The 20445-nt window shown below is 45.1% G+C and carries 23 protein-coding genes; 12 read left to right on the top strand and 11 right to left on the bottom strand.

Annotated elements, in window-relative coordinates; all coding sequences use genetic code 11:
• Positions 1-37 precede the first annotated feature (37 nt).
• Positions 38-778, top strand: a complete 741-nt coding sequence (locus C8R11_RS00785) for a pteridine reductase (RefSeq protein ID WP_181258114.1) — start codon at positions 38-40, stop codon at positions 776-778.
• A 2-nt stretch (positions 779-780) separates the two neighbouring features.
• Here the strand turns inward: C8R11_RS00785 and C8R11_RS00780 are convergent, their stop codons facing one another.
• Positions 781-1119: a YraN family protein gene (locus tag C8R11_RS00780; protein ID WP_090699825.1), complete on the bottom strand. Its 339-nt coding sequence runs from the start codon at positions 1117-1119 to the stop codon at positions 781-783.
• A gap of 22 nt (positions 1120-1141) precedes the next feature.
• Entirely contained in the window at positions 1142-2242 is a 1101-nt protein-coding gene (locus C8R11_RS00775) for a penicillin-binding protein activator (RefSeq protein WP_107794035.1), read from the bottom strand.
• A gap of 16 nt (positions 2243-2258) precedes the next feature.
• Here C8R11_RS00775 and rsmI point away from each other — a divergent pair, with 16 nt between their 5' ends.
• Both rsmI and pyrC read left to right on the top strand, forming a co-directional pair.
• The gene (gene rsmI / locus C8R11_RS00770) at positions 2259-3110 is read left to right on the top strand and encodes a 16S rRNA (cytidine(1402)-2'-O)-methyltransferase (RefSeq protein WP_107794034.1); all 852 of its coding nucleotides are present in this window, start codon (positions 2259-2261) and stop codon (positions 3108-3110) included.
• A 72-nt stretch (positions 3111-3182) separates the two neighbouring features.
• The gene (pyrC, locus tag C8R11_RS00765) at positions 3183-4232 is read left to right on the top strand and encodes a dihydroorotase (RefSeq protein WP_107794033.1); all 1050 of its coding nucleotides are present in this window, start codon (positions 3183-3185) and stop codon (positions 4230-4232) included.
• Between the two features lie 208 nt (positions 4233-4440).
• On the opposite strand, the gene C8R11_RS00760 is transcribed toward pyrC, so the two are convergent.
• Entirely contained in the window at positions 4441-5151 is a 711-nt protein-coding gene (locus tag C8R11_RS00760; RefSeq protein ID WP_107794032.1) for a dienelactone hydrolase family protein, read from the bottom strand.
• A 270-nt stretch (positions 5152-5421) separates the two neighbouring features.
• Between C8R11_RS00760 and C8R11_RS00755 the strand changes: the two genes are divergently transcribed.
• Positions 5422-5982, top strand: coding sequence for a hypothetical protein (locus tag C8R11_RS00755; protein WP_107794031.1), 561 nt, complete (start codon positions 5422-5424; stop codon positions 5980-5982).
• A 120-nt stretch (positions 5983-6102) separates the two neighbouring features.
• On the opposite strand, the gene C8R11_RS00750 is transcribed toward C8R11_RS00755, so the two are convergent.
• From C8R11_RS00750 to C8R11_RS00730, 5 genes are all read right to left on the bottom strand, one after another.
• The gene (locus C8R11_RS00750; protein WP_146159038.1) at positions 6103-6492 is read right to left on the bottom strand and encodes a hypothetical protein; all 390 of its coding nucleotides are present in this window, start codon (positions 6490-6492) and stop codon (positions 6103-6105) included.
• A gap of 45 nt (positions 6493-6537) precedes the next feature.
• The gene (locus tag C8R11_RS00745; protein ID WP_107794029.1) at positions 6538-7794 is read right to left on the bottom strand and encodes a hypothetical protein; all 1257 of its coding nucleotides are present in this window, start codon (positions 7792-7794) and stop codon (positions 6538-6540) included.
• A 61-nt stretch (positions 7795-7855) separates the two neighbouring features.
• Complete coding sequence (locus tag C8R11_RS00740; RefSeq protein WP_090703361.1) at positions 7856-8374, bottom strand: DUF4231 domain-containing protein; 519 nt, start codon at positions 8372-8374, stop codon at positions 7856-7858.
• Positions 8375-8558: 184 nt separating this feature from the next.
• Positions 8559-9191: a response regulator transcription factor gene (locus C8R11_RS00735; protein WP_107794028.1), complete on the bottom strand. Its 633-nt coding sequence runs from the start codon at positions 9189-9191 to the stop codon at positions 8559-8561.
• A complete protein-coding gene (locus C8R11_RS00730; RefSeq protein WP_244907499.1) occupies positions 9188-10717 on the bottom strand; it encodes a PAS domain-containing sensor histidine kinase in 1530 nt (509 codons plus the stop codon). Before C8R11_RS00730 ends, C8R11_RS00735 begins: the two co-directional genes overlap by 4 nt.
• 241 nt (positions 10718-10958) lie before the next feature.
• On the opposite strand from C8R11_RS00730, the gene C8R11_RS16380 reads away from it, so the two are divergent.
• Together C8R11_RS16380 and C8R11_RS00720 are read left to right on the top strand one after the other, a co-directional pair.
• Positions 10959-11171, top strand: coding sequence for a DUF2934 domain-containing protein (locus C8R11_RS16380; RefSeq protein ID WP_219908510.1), 213 nt, complete (start codon positions 10959-10961; stop codon positions 11169-11171).
• The gene (locus C8R11_RS00720; RefSeq protein WP_107794027.1) at positions 11168-11590 is read left to right on the top strand and encodes a hypothetical protein; all 423 of its coding nucleotides are present in this window, start codon (positions 11168-11170) and stop codon (positions 11588-11590) included. Before C8R11_RS16380 ends, C8R11_RS00720 begins: the two co-directional genes overlap by 4 nt.
• Before the next feature lie 338 nt (positions 11591-11928).
• Here C8R11_RS00720 and C8R11_RS00715 read toward each other — a convergent pair whose 3' ends face one another.
• The 3 genes from C8R11_RS00715 to C8R11_RS00705 are packed head-to-tail and all read right to left on the bottom strand — an operon-like array spanning position 11929 to position 16545.
• Positions 11929-12693 carry an N-formylglutamate amidohydrolase gene (locus C8R11_RS00715; protein ID WP_181258113.1) on the bottom strand — a complete coding sequence of 255 codons (765 nt, stop codon included), beginning with the start codon at positions 12691-12693 and terminating at the stop codon, positions 11929-11931.
• A gap of 22 nt (positions 12694-12715) precedes the next feature.
• Positions 12716-14347 carry a gamma-glutamyltransferase family protein gene (locus C8R11_RS00710; protein ID WP_107794025.1) on the bottom strand — a complete coding sequence of 544 codons (1632 nt, stop codon included), beginning with the start codon at positions 14345-14347 and terminating at the stop codon, positions 12716-12718.
• Positions 14347-16545, bottom strand: coding sequence for a M20/M25/M40 family metallo-hydrolase (locus tag C8R11_RS00705; RefSeq protein WP_107794024.1), 2199 nt, complete (start codon positions 16543-16545; stop codon positions 14347-14349). The genes C8R11_RS00710 and C8R11_RS00705 overlap by 1 nt, the downstream gene beginning before the upstream one ends.
• Before the next feature lie 325 nt (positions 16546-16870).
• Between C8R11_RS00705 and fliL the strand changes: the two genes are divergently transcribed.
• From fliL to fliQ, 6 genes are read left to right on the top strand one after another with little or no spacing between them, the layout of a single operon-like run.
• The gene (fliL, locus tag C8R11_RS00700) at positions 16871-17356 is read left to right on the top strand and encodes a flagellar basal body-associated protein FliL (protein ID WP_107794023.1); all 486 of its coding nucleotides are present in this window, start codon (positions 16871-16873) and stop codon (positions 17354-17356) included.
• Between the two features lie 6 nt (positions 17357-17362).
• Complete coding sequence (gene fliM / locus C8R11_RS00695) at positions 17363-18340, top strand: flagellar motor switch protein FliM (RefSeq protein WP_107794022.1); 978 nt, start codon at positions 17363-17365, stop codon at positions 18338-18340.
• Positions 18341-18353: 13 nt separating this feature from the next.
• Positions 18354-18869, top strand: coding sequence for a flagellar motor switch protein FliN (fliN, locus tag C8R11_RS00690; protein WP_107794021.1), 516 nt, complete (start codon positions 18354-18356; stop codon positions 18867-18869).
• Between the two features lie 13 nt (positions 18870-18882).
• A complete protein-coding gene (gene fliO, locus C8R11_RS00685) occupies positions 18883-19323 on the top strand; it encodes a flagellar biosynthetic protein FliO (RefSeq protein ID WP_107794020.1) in 441 nt (146 codons plus the stop codon).
• A gap of 59 nt (positions 19324-19382) precedes the next feature.
• A complete protein-coding gene (fliP, locus tag C8R11_RS00680; protein WP_244531802.1) occupies positions 19383-20123 on the top strand; it encodes a flagellar type III secretion system pore protein FliP in 741 nt (246 codons plus the stop codon).
• An 18-nt stretch (positions 20124-20141) separates the two neighbouring features.
• A complete protein-coding gene (fliQ, locus tag C8R11_RS00675; protein ID WP_090698012.1) occupies positions 20142-20414 on the top strand; it encodes a flagellar biosynthesis protein FliQ in 273 nt (90 codons plus the stop codon).
• The last annotated feature ends 31 nt before the right edge of the window (positions 20415-20445 follow it).

The following is a 20445-nucleotide window of genomic DNA, read 5'->3' as shown; positions in this document are numbered from 1 at the left end:
CCTAATAATAATCGAAAATTGGCTACTGGAGAAAACTGTGCAAGAAAAAGTGATTCTGGTAACAGGGGGTGCAAAACGCGTAGGCGCGGCGATATGCCGCAGATTACATGCAAAAGGCGCGCGTATTACCATTCACTACCGCAGTTCGGCGGAGGAAGCGCGCGCATTACAGCATGAGTTCACTCGAAAAAGACCTGATTCAGCTTCCGTGGCGCAGGCCGATCTACTGGATATTGATCTGTTACCGGAATTGATCGAAAAAATAATCAAACGCTACGGCCGTCTGGATGCCTTAATTAATAATGCTTCAAGTTTTTTTGCAACGCCATTGAAAGCATGTACGACTCAAGCCTGGGACGATTTGATTGGCAGCAATTTAATGGCGCCGTTATTTCTAACGCAGGCGGCCGCACCGTATCTCAAGGCACAACGTGGCTGCGTGATTAATATCGTGGATATCCATGCCGAGCGGCCACTGAAAAACTTTGTCATTTACAATGCTGCTAAAGGCGGCCTGCTGGCACTTACCAAGTCCCTGGCACTGGAAATGGGGCCGGAAGTTCGTGTAAACGGTGTTTCGCCGGGTCCGATACTCTGGCCGGAAGAAAGTGCATGGTCGGATGAAGCAGCACGCAGGAAAATCATTCAGGGAACATTATTGAAACGGATTGGAGAACCCGAAGATATTGCCAAAACAGTACAGTTTCTGATTGATGACGCACCTTACATTACCGGTCAGATTATTGCAGTCGATGGCGGACGCAGCATTCATTTGTAAAATTATTCGCCAAAAGCATCCCTGACCCATTCAATTCTCGGGTTATGCGTTCCTGTCATGAGTATCGCATCAAAGCGGCAGGCGGGTTCATGTTGCAGTCCAGATAGATAATGGCGCGCAGTACGCAGCAGTTTTGTCTGTTTGGTTGTTGTTATACTGGCGGCCGCACCGCCAAAAGCATCACTGGCGCGCATTCTGACCTCTACGAAGACCAGTATTTGTCCTTCGGACATGATGAGATCGATTTCTCCAAAGCGGCAACGATAGTTTTGTTCGACCAGCTTAAGCCCCTGGCGCACTAAATAAGATGCTGCAATCTGTTCGGCATCATGCCCTTTCATCAATCGGCATACACTATTGTAATTATTTCAGTAATTGCACCTTACCATTTTCAATCTTGGCGGCAACCGGGACACGTACAAAGTAAGCAGGGGCGACAAAATGAATCTGGCCGGTAACGCCATCAAAGGCAATTTCATAGGGTGAACGCACTTGCAGCATATAGCTCATCAGACGAAATGCATCAATGCCTAACGCATAGAGACGTTCAGTATCTTTTTTTTGTTTTTTATCTGGACCTTGATACGCCATTACTGCCGGATGATCCGGCAGTAACAACCAGGGCATGTCCATAAATTGAATACCATTCAAATCGTGATTGAAGAGCGGATCCTGATTAGTAACAAAAATACGTGAAGTAGCATAAACAGGGGTTGCAGGATTCAGATATGCACGAATACGGCGTACTTTATCAGCATCCAGCGCCAGAAAAACCAGATTGTCTTCACCCGCGGTATGTCTCCGAAGCTGCGAAAAGAAAGCCTGGTTCTGCTCATATTCGATTGATTCAGCCGTATTGCCGTAATCGGACAGCCAGCGATTGGCAAAAGCGCTTTGTAAACGTACGGATAGCCCGCCAGCATCCTTGATGATAATGGCATGTCTTTTGCCGGCAGACAGGGCCATTTCCGCGACCTGAACAGCTTCGCTTTCCGTTTGCAAGCCAAACAAATATAAATTGGGCGGCAATAGCATGTCCACATCCGCGCTGTTTAAGGCCAATGTCGGCACTTCTACAACATGACTTGAAGCCAGCGCGGTTACACCATTACGCGTCAGTGGTCCGACAACAAGCACAGCGCCTGCATCCAGTGCCTGATGATAGGTAATCAAAACATCCAGCGGATCATCTGATGTTGCGTAAACCCGGATCGTCAAGGGTATTGCTGCTTCACGTTTTGCGGCGGCCTCAAAACCTTTTCTTACTGTTTCCGCTGCATCGCGAAAAGATGGCGAATCCAGCGGAAGCAATAACGCAATATGTGAAACGGGCATATAAACAGGTGCCGGCATCGGAACATTCGCATCAGGGAAATAACCTTCCGGATGAGTAGCAAAAGCGCGCGGGCTGCCGTATAGTAGTGCCACGACTGCCACCAAAATAACGATATAAAAACGTTGCATTGTAAAAAATTTGTTTATGCCAGTTAAAAGCGCATTATATGTGGTTGCAACACCAATAGGAAACCTAAACGATATCAGCCTGCGCGCGCTGGAAATACTTGCTCATGTTGACGTCATTGCAGCCGAGCATATTCAGAACTCCAAACACCTGTTGTCACATCACTCAATTTCAACGTGCGGTACGAAATTGGTCGCGTTGCATCAACACAACGAAATAACCGCTGCCAACAAAATAGTTGATTTTTTGACCGCAGGAAAATCTGTCGCTTTTATCACTGATGCAGGTACGCCGGCCATCTCAGATCCCGGTGCGATCCTGGTTCAGCATGTACGTGGACACGGTTTTGCTGTCATCCCGGTTCCAGGCGCAAATGCAGCCATTTGTGCATTATCGGCTGCAGGCATAACCGAACCACATTTTCTGTTTTATGGTTTTCTTCCAGCAAAATCCGGGCTGCGCCGACGCGAACTGAAGATAGTCGCGTCGCTGCCCTATCCGATCATTTTTTTTGAAGCACCACATCGTATTCATGAGAGTCTGGGCGATATGGCAGCCACACTCGGTATGCAACGTCAATTAACCATTGCGCGCGAGCTCACCAAATTGTTTGAAACAATCCATGTCTGTACGCTGGGTGAAGCAATTCCCTGGATGGAGGCCGATACACATCAACAAAAAGGCGAATTCGTTTTACTGGTTTCCGGTGCGGCAATCCAGGATAAATCCGAAATCAGCGAGCAGGCTCAAAACACGCTCAAAATACTGCTGCACGAATTGCCATTGAAACAGGCAGTCAAATTAACCGCGGAAATTTCTGGGGAGTCTAAAAAAGTACTGTATCAACTGGCGTTATCAATGAAGGAATAGCCCGAACAACATGAGAGAATGCATCGCGTATAATAGAGACATTTTTTCTAAAGCGACTCCGAGTTAAATCCCTTGAATACACTCAATACACTCTACATCACCCGCCCAGACGACTTCCATCTGCACCTGCGTGATGGCGCACATATGCAGGCTGTGCTGCCTTATTCCGCCAGACAATTCGCACGCGCGATTATCATGCCCAATCTGAAACCGCCGATTGTAACCACGGAACTGGCACGCGCATACCGGCAACGCATTCTGTCAGCGCTTCCGGATCACCTGAAAAATGATTTTGAACCGCTAATGACGCTTTATCTGACCGACAATACCACGCCGGACGAAATTGTCCGCGCAAAAACAAGCAATATTGTGCACGGGGTAAAACTTTATCCCGCCGGTGCGACAACCAATTCCGATGCCGGCGTTACCGATATCACGCGGTGCTATAACACTCTGGAGGCCATGGAGAAAAACAACATGCCGTTATTAATTCACGGTGAAGCCACCGATCCTGCCGTGGATATTTTCGACAAGGAGAAAGTTTTTATTGATAACGTATTAACTCCGCTCACCCAGCGCTTCCCGGATTTGCGCATTGTGCTGGAACATATCACCACAAAGGATGCCGTTGCTTTCGTGACCGCCACCCCCGGCCATATCGCAGCGACTATCACCGCACATCATCTACGCTATAATCGAAACGCCCTTTTTAAGGGCGGCATTCGTCCGCATCACTACTGTCTGCCGATACTCAAACGCGAGCAGCACCGTCAGTCACTTCTTAAAGCCGCAACCAGCGGAAATAAAAAATTTTTTCTCGGTACCGACAGCGCACCGCATGCACGCAGCCTGAAAGAAACAGCCTGTGGCTGCGCAGGTATTTTCACTGCCCACGCTGCTATCGAACTATACGCAGAAGCTTTTGAACAAGCCAATGCACTCGACAAACTGGAAGCGTTCGCAAGTTTTAATGGTGCCGATTTTTACCAACTGCCGCGTAACAGTTCGCATATCACGCTTAAAAAGGAAAACTGGCAGATACCCGAACAAATCAAATTCGCGGAAGAAACACTTGTACCGATCGGTGCCGGTGAAATGCTTGGATGGAAAATTTGTGCCTGATTGATTGAACACCCCCGCGTTGCTACCGCGCTGTTAAAAAAGACTCAAAACACCGCTCAACAGCCTGTCAGGTTCGACTTCTGGCAATGATACCGTTTGCTTTTGCCGGGCAATCGAATACTTTTTCAGTATGGTATTTTCAAAAATTATTGATTGTTGCCAGTAATTGCAGTTGGTAATTGCAGTTGGTACTTGAATCCATCACACATTAAAAAATTTCATCCAGAAAATTGGCTATGGACTGATAAGCTCTGTTTGCAGCCGTTTCCCTGTAAACCGTACCAAAATCAGGGTTATTAGCTACCGGATTGGTAAAGGCATGCATTGTGCCGCCATATACATGCACCTGCCAGTCAACTTTGGCATCAGTCATTTCCTGTTCAAAAGCAAGTACCTGCTCGGGTGGCACCATAGGATCATCGTGACCGTGCAAACATAAAACTTTAGCAGTTATGGCTTCATTGGCGACATTCCCCGGTGCGAAAATACCGTGAATACTGATCACGCCTTTAACATCAGCACCTGAGCGGGCCAGCTCCAATACGCACATACCCCCAAAACAAAATCCCATTGCTGCAATGCGCGATGCATCCACTTGCGGTAAATTGCGCACAGCTTCGAGTGCCGCATTGATTCTTTGTCGCAATAACGCCCGATCTGTAGCGAAAGGACTCATGAGCGCACCGTTTCCTTCAATATCGCCGTCGCGGCCATAAATCCCCTTTCCGTACATATCCAGCGCAAAACCCACATACCCCATCGCCGCAATCCTTTCCGCCGCCTTACAGGCGAATTCGCGCCGTCCGCTCCAGTCATGCGAGACTATCACTGCAGGTTTGGCACTAGCGGTATCCTCATAGGCCAGAAAACCTTCCAACAGCGTATTTCCGTCCTGATAATCAATATTTTTTGTAATCATATTGTCCAAGTCCCTATGTAATTCCAAATTTAGGATATCTTTGGCCCATCAGCCAAACATTCCGCTTATTCTTTTTATCCGCAACATACTAACATTGAGTATATTTATCATAAAGTTGCAATTTTTTGTAAATATATCATTGTTTTCAGCACCATTTCGTTATAATCTGCACAAGAAAAAATTATACACGCTCGTAACGTTCATATGCATCACTATAAAAGCATGATTATAAATACTTACATAAATACTTTAATAATAATGGATTAAAAAATGAAATCGCTAAAAAACAAACTTTGCTTGACTGCGGCAATCGTGCTTCTGTGTATGATGAGTACCGCGTTAGCAGAAAGTGTCATCATAAAACGTGATCGCATTTTCATCGCGGACAGAGGATTGGTTGTAAAAAACTTGGGTACCGGACAGATCAATCAGTGCACGGCCCCTCCTTTACTTGATCCAGCAGGTCATGATGTAACGCACCTGCTGCATACCGCAACCGATGTCGTGATTAAACATGATTATGCAGTCGTTACGGTGCACCCGCAGGACAGTAACGGTAATCCTTTCGTAGATACCGTAACCGTTGATGTTTCCAACTGTTTTGAAGTCAAAACAGTCAACGTTGATGCATGTATCTCAACAGTCGACATCCAGCAAGGACTGATGATTATCCCATGTGTCGAGATAAACGGCTCATACGTTACCGTACATATGGCTCGCCGCGGCAAATCTGAAAATTGGGAAGTTACCTTCCTCGGTGATAATATTCATATAAATAATTACAAACACCATCATCATGATGACGATGACGATGATGATGACGACGATTGACGAACTCGTTACGCCGGCGACCACCGTCCAGGTAAGCGTCGACGTTATCAGAATCTGAATTGAGAGGTGTTACAATCATACTCGCGACAGTATTGCTTCATGCTTAGTCTTAGCATGTTTTTACTGTGATACATCACATAGTTCTGGTATGAGTACCTTGACTGGATCGGCTGAGAGCGCAAGTTTGCACACCCGGATCGCATGACCATCCACACTGTCAGCAATGCCGTTCCCCCGGCGTTGCTGCCACGCTTTCTGTAGCACTTGGAACAAGAAATTCATATCCGTTGTTTCATCGACAACCAGCAAAATATAGTGCAGCGGCACCACGCTGACCAGCGTGTTCAGTTCGTGGATACAGCCAGGCTTTCTTGCGCTAAAGCTGCGCAAATCCATCAATACCGTATTTTGCTGTTTTACCAATTCAGCTAAGGCCAGTTTCCAGGTATCAGCATAGCAAAACAATTCGTTGATTCGAAAACGGCCATCGAAATCTTTCTGGGTATCCAAAGCTGCCAACCGTTGCTGCAGTGTTTTCTCATCATGAATAAACTTCTACTTTAAGCGCCCAGACAAAAAAGTGAGAAATTCATGCGGCTCTATCGTTGCTATAGCAAGATCTGGTCCGGCGATTAACTGCACATTGCCCAGATAACGCCACCGTTGGGTAATAGCCTGAAAGAGTGCTTCACTTTTATTTCCAAGTGAAAAAACGCGCAATACCAGCAGCGGCATCACTGGAGAAGAGCGGTGAGCAACGTACTTCATTCCTTGCCGCACAATAAGATTGTAGGCCACAAAAGCCGCCACACCGGAAAGTACCCATATTGGGCCTTCAAAAGCGATGTTAATTGCATAATAAATCGCAAAAATCAACATCACTGAATCGACAACCAACGACTGGTCGCTGATAATACGGGATGCATACACTTTGCCAATGCGTTTAAGCAGCAACCACCCACCAATGGAGAAAACAACAAAACCCGTCACTAGAATGAACGCAAAAATACCTGTGGCCTCGAATGAAACCGTTGCGCCCAGCTGGGTTAATACGCTCAACAACATTTCACTTGCATCGACCAGGCCTAGTGCTAACAAACTGCCTGTAATGGCAGCAAGCATAAAAACCCAGACCATGGGTCCAACAGCCCGTATATGCCGGTTTAGAAATGCCACCAGTACTAACGTCGGCGGCAGATTATAGGTTGCCCACACAACAAAAAGGTCAGCAAACCCCATGTGCGGATTACGCATCAAAACAATACTATTGATCATCAACAATGCGGCAAAATAGAACATCATGTTGACGAATGCCCGCTTGAAAGCGGTTGTCGTCAACTGATTGAAAACGAGCACAACAGGCCAGAAAAAAATAGTACCCATCACAATTAGCTGCATGGCGACAATTTCCTCAATGCCGGAAATCAAATATACCGACGCCATTATCAACGCAAACACTGAGCCTGCAAACAAATGAACGCAAGCAGCCCGCTGAAGTATTTTCAAAGACTTCAACCAGAGACTGTTCTCGGGTTTACTGGAAAAACGCTCGCGATCAACGAACTGCAGTCGTAGTCGCGATGCGTCGTCCAAAAGGAAATTATCGGATTTCGAGATGGATTTTACGCGTATTTCAGGCTGCATCTGAAACTGTACAGTCGGCTGACTGGCCCGTTCAGACATAATTTTACTGACCGCTTTACGGTAACGCCAGAGTAACAACCAGGACAACGGCATTGCCAGAACAGCTGAAGCAATCAATATAAAGGGCAACTGTCCCGTCAATAACGTGATAAAGAAATCATCCTGCATTGCGTTTTCGCCCTTTCAGATACAGACTTGGTCCAGCAACACCCACTCCACTTGTTAAGTATTAATCGGTGCTTGCTTTGGATGCTACAGACTGTCCCTCGTTTGCAGCTTCCCGGCTTTGCCAGAATATTTGTTGCTCTTCAGCAATAATCTGTTCGATTTGCTCAACAAACAACCGGTAAGCCCGGTCTTCGTCTTTCATCGTTGAATAAGATCCGGCATTATTAATATAAAGACGGTACTCACGTTTCATACTTTCTGAAGCTTTTCGGAAACTTACCCAGGATTCCTCGAATTTACCGATACGGTCTACGCCCTTGGCCAGCGTTATAACTAAACCCAGACAGGCCGTCAGGATTGTAACCCAACGCGCACCGGCATCAACTGGAAGCAACTGAACTACCGACACAAGTGAACCGGATGCAATTATCACGACACTCAAATGCTGTCCCCAACGTTTATATGAAGACGCTTTTTGACTGTACCACTCCCGCTGGCCGTTTAAATGAACCTGAAAATATTCGTCCGCTCGTTGTTGACGTTCAGTAGTTAGTGCGGGAACAACGGGTGTTTTATTCATCGTGCATACCTATATTAAATTTGTATAACAGCAGGTACGTTTTCCCAATTCTTATAACCTATTGAACCAACGCTATTCAAAAACCATAAAAAAGCAAGCGATAATACGAGCTCAATTTCGGTTACTGGATGTATTGTCAATAACACTGCTTACAGCCTATGCAATACCACCATTAAAATCGATCTTAGTTCGAGTATTTGTAATCGTCCAGTTCAGTGTCATGCGCAAGTTGCGCCAATTCTAATAAATTAGCTGCACCTGTCTTGTGCATAATATTGCCTCTGTGAATCTCCACAGTACGATGACTGATATCCAGTTGCGTTGCAATTTCCTTACTTGAAAACCCCTGGACAACAAGTACCATGACTTCTTTTTCACGCTCAGTTAATTTTGACAGGCGAGATTTCGCTTCACAGTTGTGCCTGTTTGTTTCCATCAACTTTTTACATTCAATGAATGCCGCGCGAATACTCACAAGCAGCTTTTCACGCGTGATCGGCTTAGTCAAAAAATCCACTGCGCCGGCCTTGATCGCCCGGACACTCCTGGGAATCGTACCGTAACCTGTAAGAAAGATAACCGGCATTGTGTACTGATGATGATGCAGTACTTCCTGTAGCTGCAAACCATCCATACCCGGCATGTTGATATCCGTAACAATACAACCTGTGAAGTCGGGCTTAAGCGCCTTTAGAAAAACCTCGGCGTTTTCAAAATCCTGTACGCGAATGTTCTCCTGTTCAATTAACAGCTTCAGGGAACGTCGCACAGCCGCATCGTCATCAATGATAAAAACTGTAAATTCAGAAAGACTCATGATGCGAAAGGCAGCGTAAAGTGAAACTGTGCGCCTTGCCGGAAGTCAGGATCGACCCAGAGCTGGCCGCCATTCGCTTCAATCAGCGCACGGCTGATAGACAAACCCATACCAAAACCGGTCGGCTTGGTTGTAAAGAACGGTTCGAATATACGACTGATGGTATTTCGATCAATACCCGGCCCATTATCCTTGATTGTTAACATCGACATACTCTCATTCGCCAGCGTTTTTACTGCAATGGTAATTTCTGAAACAGGTACACTCTGCGCACGAATGGCTTCAACCGCATTTCTGATTAAATTCACAAGAACACGCTGGATTTGTATCTTATTGGCTTTCACTGTACAAAGACTCGATTCCAGCTCAAGTATCAGATGAAATTCCCCATAACCATCTCCCCGTGCCTGTTTTAACGCGTCTTCCACGACATGGTTAAGGTTCAGCGCTTCGGTTTCAACTTCATTGCCCTGGAGAGAACTGAGTAATTCCCTAAGTTTATTACCGGCTTTCTGCACCTGATCAACACAGCCTGCAAACGCATCTCTTAGTTTGTCATGATCGATTATCTCATCGCCCAAAGTGCGCTGCGCAACTTCGCTATACGCCGATATTGCGGTCAGCGGAGAGTTAAGCTCGTGGGCGATAGCTGACGCAGTAATAATTGCAATCTGCTGGTTAGACAGCATCTCAGTTTCGTTGCGTTGCTGCTGAAGTGTCCGTTCGAGCATTTTTCGCTCAGTGATATCCCGTGCTATGGCAACAATGCGTTTTGCAGTGCCCTTTTCAAATTGTGTTTGTCCTAACGCAGCAATCCAGCGCTCCTCAAGATTTTTCGATTGTACAACCCGAAACTCTATCCGGCACAGACCATCCCTAGCTGGACTGGCCGCTTCGTCCAGTGCTGCCTGACACCGTGGACGATCATTAGGATGAATTTTATTTAAAAGTGCTTCCAGCGACATGATTTCATCAGCTTCATACCACAAGAGCTCGCGCATCCGTTCATCGCAATAAACTCTATCCCTCATGCAATCGATATCAAATACGCCCACACCAGCCGACTGCTTGATTAACCATAGACGTTCCTCACTCTCCCGCAGTGCATTTTCAGCTTGGCTGTGCTGAACCAGAACATTCAATGTCAATAAGGTGTAAACCTGCTTATTTAACGTTATGGAGTTCAAACCAAGTTCGACATCAATTTCCTGACCGCTCCGGTTCAAAAGCACGAGACCTTCACCATTACCCATTGACCGTTTGCGTGGTTGAGCAAAATACTGCCTGCGATACTGTCGGTGATGCTCCCGAAAACGAAGCGGTATGAGTTCCTCAACATTCAATCCAATCAGTTCACTCTGCACATATCCGACCACTTGCTGCGCAGCCGGGTTGGCTAACACAATTTGTCCCGACTCGCTCACAAGTAGCATTGGTTCCGTCACTGTATCGAACAATTCCCGGCAATCTGCTCCGCAGAGCGGTTCCTTCAATGAGTGATCGATATTTGATTTTTTGTTCGCCACAAATGATCCCTCATAACCAAGCATGACTGAAATTTCACCGTATTTAGACTAGCCATACAATCTCACAAGATACAAATATAAGGGTTATCACGTACGTGTCAATACGTATATTTTTTTATTTTACGTTTTGGTAGACTTTTCTCAGATAAAACACAGCGTAAGAAAAATCCAGAAACGCACATTTCAGCCATGTCCGTTACTCGGACATAAAGCGAATTACGTCTTTAACAAGGAGACCTGGATGGAAACAATAGTGACCAAACCTCAAAATAGCAACATCAATCCAAAACCAACTACTAGACGCGTCAAAACGACAGATCCCAGTGCTGATGATATGTCTCTATCACAATTGCGCATCAAAGAAGCAGCTTACTATAAAGCACTCGAACGCGGATTTGCATCCGGTCATGAACTGGATGATTGGTTGGCAGCAGAAAAGGAGGAGAACCAATGAAAACGCAAACGAGAGAAATGACGACAGACAATCAAGGGCAATGGCATGTTAATAATGTTAATCGACACAAAGATACACCGGCCATTCTTATGCTTTCAGACGATGGCATAATACTGAATACAAATAAAGAAGGCGCGGCATTACTGGGTTATTCAGAACACTCAAGCAAACTGCATGTTTCAAAAGTAATACCACAGTTGACCAAAATTGATTTGTTGGAAGATGGGAAGCGCATAAATTCATATTTACGCTTCCTCTCACGTATCGGACGTCGTTTTGAAGTGATCGGTTTGAACGGCACTCGGTTTATGGGCGAGTTGTATTTCAACGACATCAAAGTGTCTTATAAGCATCAGATAATTGTCATGATTTTCCCTGTTTATCATGACAGCGGAAAGTCAGCACATTTAATCATTTAGTTAATTATTGATATAAAAATGTATCAATAACAACCACAAAATAACAACGATATTCAAGCCGCTCCAGACTATTCTTACGGCTTGATATCATCTTTTCACTGATGATGATAGGGCACGTTTTCATTCGCCTGCTTCATAGTCAGAGCAAACTGTCGTGATGGCGTCGGCGCAACAACCAAGTACCTGATCATGTACGTAATGGAGACGACACGCTTAAAACGCACAACATCCAAGTTGATCAACTCTATTCGCCAGCAGCATGGTACATGAAATAACTCGTTTCTATAGATCACTGCCTCAATCAGTCTTCTGGATTGAAGTGAAAGGAGAGATTGTGCTCAAGCAAAAAACAGTTCGAGCGCATACCTGAATTTTTGTTGTAATTCAGTAATCTTTTGAGTATTGATCTGTTCGGTTTGTTCATCCAGCCAGCCTTTTTCAAGATAGAGCCTGCGGTTTAACTCTATCTGGATACAAGGTACCGGGTTGTTGCCATAATGCTTTGTAATATAGCCACCCGCAAATGGTTGATCGATCGTTAATTGATCTGCTTTAAGTTCAAATGCACGACGCATTGCATGTGCCATTTGTTTTACTATTGACGGGCCACAGCTTTGACCATAACGGCTGCCCAGGCAAATAGCCGGACGCTCAATACCCTGATCAGGGCCAATGACGGGGCCGACTGCTTCCATGGAATGACAATCGAGCATGAGTTCGAGGTTGTTGTGCTGCCCAAGTATCGTCTGTATTTTCTGATGATAGGGGTGATAATACTTTTCCAGCAAAATATTAACCAGTGATTGATTCTGCCACAAATCATGGCGATAAATCCGCACACCGTGACAGCTTTGGCTTTTGATAATGCCGTCCGGATTGACAGGCGGCAAATCTGACGCTGCACGATTCAAGTCCACATAAATACGTGCAATCGAGGTATCGACAATAAAAGCCACGTCTTTTTTTATACCATATATCTCGCGCGTAAATGCATCGCTGTCAGCCAGCATGTCCTGCTTTGAAATAACCGCATGCGCCACAAGCTCGGACGGAATTTGATCGCCTCCATGAGGAATAGAAAGTAAAACCGGAAATAACGCCATGAGTTGATATCCTAGACCTATATTATAGTCCTGCCGCGAAACCATCCCTTCGAATTTCAGCAACGCCGTGAAATAATTCATTGGTCTGACATTTGAGCACCGCATGCACAGCCCCAAGGTAAAATGAATATGGCTCGCGCAGGTCCATTTTGTAGCCCACTGATTGCAAATAGTCCAGCACTTCCACAGGAAACCGATCAGCCTCTATGCTCAATGTACCACCGACCGAACAGTGAAACCTGGGATGAATCATCGCTGTACTCATCGGCATATCGCCATCAATCATATGTGTCAGAAACTGGCTCATGGTAGAAAAAATTCTTTCACTTCCCGGACTGCCTGCTACCATCCACAATTTATCTTTATAAAAACAAATAATAGGAGCGACAGAACTCCAGGGCCTCGCATTGGGGCGCAAGTAATAAGGATGCGAAGGATCCTTAAACTCCAGCGAACTCATGTAATTGTTATATAAAAATCCCAGGCCCGCAGCAGCCACCTTGGAGCCGTACACAAGCTCAATCGACTGCGTTATCCCGATGGCATTGCCCTGATTATCCATGACTGATAAATGCGTCGTGTCGCTTTGTGCGGGATACAAGTCGTGCAGGGGCAAATCGGGATCTATCACATCACGGATTGATGCCGATAATCTTTTAGCATAAATACTGCTCAGCAGTTTTTTATCATCCGGCAATTGCGGATAAACATTGGGATCAAATGGACGTTCCTTATGATTGAGCAGCGCTTTCCTGAATGCCTCCGCAATAAAATGAAATGACTTTGGATCACGTTCCAGTAAAAAACGGGCTGGAAGATTCTTTAAAATCTGCAGTGTTAACAGCAATGTTCTACCCGCTGAAGGTGGCGGACAGGTAAATACTCTGACACTCCGGTAATTTCTGTGTAACGGCCTTCTTTCCACTGGCCAGGGGATGTATGCCAAATCTTCTGCCCTCAGAAATCCGTCATATTGACGCATATCTTCATCTATCTGTTCCGCCACAACGCCGGTATAAAATGCTTTGATACCATGCCAGGCTATTTTTTCCAGCAATCTGGCCAAGTCGGGCTGCTTGAAAATATCGCCGGCATCATAGGGTTGTACGCTATCTTTTAGGAAATAATGTGCGCCAGATCGTCCGGGAGCACCTAAAAATTTTTTCAGTTCCCGCTGCTGCAACTGATGCTGCAATGGCGTAATTGCATAACCACCGGATGCTATCTGAATGGCTGGCTCGAGAATTTCTGACCAATCCAGTGAACCATAGCGAAAATGTAAATAGCCTAAAACAGCGGGCGTACTGGGCACGGTAGTAGCACGATACCCTTTGATCAGTTCCCTGTTATCGCTAATTTGATCCAAGTGAGCCAGGGAAGGCACACGACTTGAACCGTCTATGGCAACAGTCTTTCCCTGAAAATGCAGCATAGCATGCGATTGCCCCCCCAGTCCGCTGGCCTGAGGCTCGCAAACACCCAGTGCAAATGCCGCCGCACAGGCTGCATCAACGGCGTTACCTCCCCGGCGCAGCATTTCAACGCCCGCTTCTGTCGCTTCCGGAAAAGCAGTTGAAACCATGCCGTTTTGCGCAACAGCACACTTACCATCCTCGGAGGGAACGAAACACCCTTCAATTTTATCGAGTTTCATCAACCGAATTGTCTACCGATTTTGTAAATCAGATAAGCCAGTAATACACTACGATCTATCATACTGTCACGCACAATATATTCATCTTTGGATCCGTAACCGCCTGTCCTCGGTCCCAAACCATCAACTGCAGGCACTCCTGGCGCAACATTAGCTAATAATGAAGTGATACCCGTTTCCTCTTTATTGATGCGAACCTCAACAACCTTGGCGATTTTTTCAATCTGATCATAAAACTGCAACGTACTGTTATTACTCAAAAAAGGCTTTCTTTGCGCACCCTTGGTAACATTGACACGCACCGATCCATGCGGTTTGGGTTCAAAAATACGCATAATCTGAACATCCATTTTTTTGCTCTGTTCCGGATTTTGATACCGTAATATAAAAGAGAGCGCGGCATGATAAACCGGTTGATCCTCATTGCCGCGTGTCTCCATCCCGGTCAAGGTCACAAAAACACTGTTTTCTTCAGAATTGAGTTTCTTCAACTGATTGATTTTCTGCGCACAATACAAAACGGGATCATCTTCATCCGAAAAAAACTGATTACGCACCTTGCTCCGGGTACGATTAACTTCGATATTAAAGCAGGTTGATCCAAGACTTGCCGTGATAATTTCACCACTCAGACCGGCGCCATTAAGACCGAGTACATAATTTGATTTGGCGGAAAGTTCCTGCATAATAGTCCGTGAAGAGCTGCCGCCTTTGGAATCATCGGTAATAAATAAAAGACCGATTTTCACGCGTTTGACGGTGCGCGTATAACGCAGCGCTTTCAATGCGCCCAAAAGTACTGCAATGCCCCCTTTTCCCCTGGATACACCCGTTCCGTAAATCCGTCCACGTTCTTCAGAAAACGAAATATAATCCTCATAATCAACCGGATTATCCAGATTGCCAACGATCAGAACATCATTGGCTTCCCCGGCATGATTCGTGAAGTAAAGTACATTACCGACCTCAGACATTGAAAATACCTGCCGATCGAAACCGGAACCAGACAATTGACTGGAAATCCATCGACCCAGCAAATTAACACCATCGATATTTTCCACGAATGAATTGATATCCACCATTTTTTCCAGATAATCTTCCATCGTGCCGATATTACTGCGCAGAAAACTCCGGAGTCTGACGCGCAGCGGATCTTTTCTGGTTATAGTCGTTTCTTCCTCTCGATTGAGTGCAGCATCATCAAATTCTTTGCCAAAATAACGTTCCACCGCCACATCCAGCATACGGTTAATCAATGATTCATAGGTATAGCCCGCTGCTTTGGCGGCACAAACGTAAGTTCCCGTCATACCCAGGCTGGCCATTGAATTCAATTCGAGGATATACAGGTTGCCATCTTCATCCATACGAAAATCGACCCGGCAAAAATCAAAAATACCCAACACTTTAAAGGTTTCTCTGGTAAGTCTGCGCAATTCATTGGCAAGCTTGTCATCTATTTGTGCCGGGCAGAGTTTGTTTTTAGGTTTTCTCAATTTGTCTTCCAGACTCTGGATACCAAATGCATCTCCTTCCAGATCAATTTCCACGATGGGTAGAACTTCAGGATCGTGGTTACCCAACAGGCCCACAGCAAACTCCCTGCCCGGAATAAACTGTTCCACTAAAACAGGTTGTTTGAACTGAGCCACCAGCCCGGTAATTGCTGTCCGCAGAGAATTCATATCATGAATTACCTGAATACCGAGAGAAACCGCTTCCATCTTCGGTTTTGTAATGACAGGGAAAGGAAGATCACCTTGAATCTGATCTGCATTATGAAATACCCAATATGGCGCAGTCGGAAGTCCTGCTGCTTGAATCATCACTTTAGTAGTCACTTTGTCCAGCGCGATGCCGTGTCCGGCAGGACTTGAACCAACGTAAGGAATACCGAGCATTTCCAGCAGGGAAGGAATATGTGTATAGCGGCTGACACCCTGAATGCCATACGCCATATTGAACACCATGCCAGGCTGATCACCTTGCATCACGCGTGGCATAAAGTCCTGCAACTGTTCAATGACATGAATATTGCCATCAATTACACGCACATTATGTCCGCCCTGTTCAAGTGCCGCAGCAACACGCTCCACCGTCGCAGGATTATAGGTCTCTTGATTTTGTGCGCCAAAAACATTGATAACGCCTTCGCCTTCAGTATTCTTGCGCTTATTAAAAATAACAGCAACTTTCACAGCGACACTCCAGCAAAAATTATATTTCCCCAGATGATCATTATGACACGCATCAAACACGCCAAAACACCGATTTTCCAAAAACTGGATATAGGACAACGCATTAAACTGATACTACCTGGTCCGTCTTTATATAAAAACAAACATTTTGAACCTGTTACCAACATCGTAACGTCAACATAGAAAGTTTTTTAACGACTTGCTAAACACTACTGTCAGTCGGTTGTATCTTAAAAAAGCCATAATAATTGCTTGTTATTTACCATATCGTTCTTCAGTAGGATATTTCATAATTCATGACATCAATTTCAGGAGCAAAAGTAATATGGCTGACAAACCAGACGCAGATAAAACAGAAAAGAAAAGTGGGAAGAAGGGAATGGTCATCATGATTTTAGTCGCCATCATTGCAATTGGGGCAGGTGCAGGTGGCGCATGGTTTTTCATGCAAGGACAACAAGAAGATGAATTTGAACGGGGGCAAACCAAAAAAATGCCGACTGCATTCAAAGAACTCGACATCTTTACGGTTAATTTGCAGCCTGAAGAAAAAGGACAATATCTCCAATTAGGACTTACCATAAAAATACGCGACACCGATGTGTCAATTGAGATAGATCGACTCATACCAGAAATTCGTAATCGAATTCTTTTGATATTGACCAGCAAAACAGCAAAAGATCTCTCCACGCTGGCAGGCAAGCAGTTCCTGAGTTCTGAATTAACTGATGAAGTAAGGAACACACTTGATTCTGAAATACATCGCGAGGCAATACTGGAAGTTTTATTTACCTCATTTGTTATTCAATAAAACATCATGGCTGAAGATTTTCTCTCACAAGACGAAGTTGATGCACTATTAAGAAGTGCAAATGGCGAACAGGATGAAGAAAACCAGGAAGAAAATGAATCCGGGGTTCGGACGTATAATCTCGCAACACAAGAGCGTATCGTTCGGGGGCGCATGCCCACCTATGAAATCATCAATGAACGCTTTGCACGTCAACTGCGTATTGGCTTGTTTAACTTTATTCGCAGAACGGTTGATATCGCGGTTGGACCGGTTAAAGTAATCAAATTCAGTGAGTTTATACGCAATCTGGTTGTGCCAACCAATCTCAACATGATTCAAATGAAACCATTGCGCGGCACCGCTCTAATGGTATTCGAGCCCGACCTGATTTTTTTGATTGTAGATAATCTGTTTGGTGGCGATGGTCGCTATCATTCGCGTGTAGAAGGACGGGATTTCACTGAAACCGAACAACGTATCATCAGACGATTACTCAATGTGGTTTTTGAGGAATTTGAAAAAGCCTGGAAACCGGTTTATTCAGTTCAATTCGAATATATCCGGTCGGAAATGAATCCACAGTTTGCATCTATAGCGACACCTAACGAAGTCGTCGTCTGCGTTTCTTTTGAAATTGATTTAGGTGGTAGCGGTGGACAATTTCATATATGCATACCCTATTCAATGGTTGAACCGATACGTGATTTACTTTACAGCACTTTACAAGGTGATCATATGGAAGTCGACAAACGCTGGGTCCGATCGTTATCTAAACAAATACAAGGGGCCGAAGTTGAATTAATTGCAAACCTGGGTCAAGCCAAAGTGACCTTTGAACAGATTCTCAGCATGCAGGTAGGTGATGTAATCCCCGTTGATATTCCTGAGACTGTGACAGCGCAAGTGAATAGTGTGCCGGTTATGGAGTGCCGTTACGGCATCATCAATGGCCAATATGCACTTAAAGTAAATTCAATGATTTCCCAACACGAAGCCGAATAAACTGGAGATTCAAATGTCAAATACAACAACGACCGAAAAAATCGCTGACCCAAGTGAAGCAGACAACTGGTCAGAGGCTATGGCTGAGCAGGAGGCAGGTGAAAACAATGTTACCGAGCCTACAAAAGAAAAAGCCCTGGATACCCCACCCAGTGAGAACAAGTCCGGCAATACAAATATCCAAAGCGGAAATTTTTCAGGCACACCATCCGCCAATGCGTCTGTTTTTAAAGACCTTGCCAGTGAAAGCATATCAAAAAGTACTTCAAATGATATTGACCTGATTCTGGATATTCCGGTTCAGCTGACAGTTGAACTCGGACGTACAAAAATTGCGATTAAAAACTTACTTCAGTTAGCTCAGGGCTCGGTCGTCGAGCTGGATGGATTAGCCGGTGAACCGATGGATGTGTTGGTCAACGGGTGTCTGATCGCCCAAGGTGAAGTAGTGGTTGTGAACGATAAATTTGGCATCCGGCTGACAGATATCATCACCCCGAGCGAACGGATTCGTAAACTTAATCGATAGCGTGAAATTCGTCATGTTAAAACGCCTGTGCATACTTTTTCTATTAACCATACCTTTACAGGTTTTTGCCGAAACAGCGCAAAAAACGCCTATGCCGGCACCAACTTCGGTTATTGCAGCAGAAAGTATGACGCAAATGATCACCGGCCTGGCACTGGTGCTGGTAATCATCATTGCCATCGCCTGGCTGTTAAAGCGCTTTTCAATTTTGCCTACAACCACAACGGAACATATCAAAATTGTTGCCATGACAAGCGTAGGCCAGCGGGAACGTATTGTTATTGTTGACATTGGCGAAACCAGGCTGGTATTGGGTGTTGCACCCGGTCAGGTTAACAAATTGCACAGCATGGAAAAATCTTCAATGGACACTGTGGACAAAAAATCTGCAAAAAAAGCCTCGCTGTTTTCCGAAAAACTGGATAGCAGCATTCATAAAGACAATCAATGTTAAAAATACTTTTTCTGTCAGTTATATCCATCAAATCGATAACATGCGCAAGTAAAATGTGCATGTTATCGAAGTTTGCCATTTTTGGCATCGGTTTTGTCGCAATGCCAGCCATGGCGCAGCAATCCGGTTTCCCTGCGTTTACCAGCACTCCAGGACCCGATGGCAGCGCGACTTATACACTGAGTCTGCAAGCCTTAATACTGCTCACTTCACTCACGTTTTTACCGGCGGTCGTTTTAATGATGTCCAGTTTCACACGTATCATTATTGTGCTGTCACTACTGCGCATGGCACTGGGCACGCAGTCGTCTCCACCCAACCAGGTGCTGATCGGACTTGCGCTGTTTTTAACATTCTTCGTAATGTCACCTGTTATAGATCGTGTCTATAACGAAGCTTATCTTCCATTTTCAGAAGACCAAATCGATATTATGCAGGCCGCAGAAATCGCAAGCGTTCCGCTTCGTACATTTATGTTGCACCAGACAAGAGAAAGTGATCTCGCGCTATTCGTTCAGATTTCCAATCATGATGATATTGAGTCACCCGAACAAGTTCCTTTTAAAATATTGGTTCCGGCTTATATCACCAGTGAATTAAAAACAGCATTTCAAATTGGTTTTATCATATTCATCCCGTTCTTGATCATTGACATGGTAGTAGCCAGCGTACTGATGTCCATGGGCATGATGATGCTCTCCCCCATGATTATTTCACTTCCTTTCAAGCTGATGCTTTTTGTTTTAGTGGATGGCTGGCATTTATTAATTGGTTCGTTGACACAAAGTTTCTTTACATGACAGGAAAATAAGAAAACCATGACTCCAGAAAACGCAATGACCATCGGTCGGCAGGCACTTGAGATCACATTTATCATTTCCGCACCATTATTACTGGCGGCACTGGTTACGGGTTTGATCGTTAGTATTTTTCAAGCGGCTACACAAATTAACGAAATGACTCTGTCTTTTATTCCCAAATTACTTGTCATGTTTCTGGTCATGGTGCTGGCTGGCCCTTGGATGCTAACCATCATGACAGATTATATGGAACGTTTATTTACCGGGATTCCCTGGCTGGCGGTCAGTTAGCCATTATCTCTAACAGGCTGTCAGCTTCGTC

The sequence above is a fragment of the Nitrosomonas aestuarii genome, from assembly GCF_003046585.1.
In the GTDB taxonomy this organism is placed as follows: domain Bacteria; phylum Pseudomonadota; class Gammaproteobacteria; order Burkholderiales; family Nitrosomonadaceae; genus Nitrosomonas; species Nitrosomonas aestuarii.
Note: the sequence above shows the minus strand (reverse complement) of the source record. Positions and strands in the feature narration are given on the sequence as shown.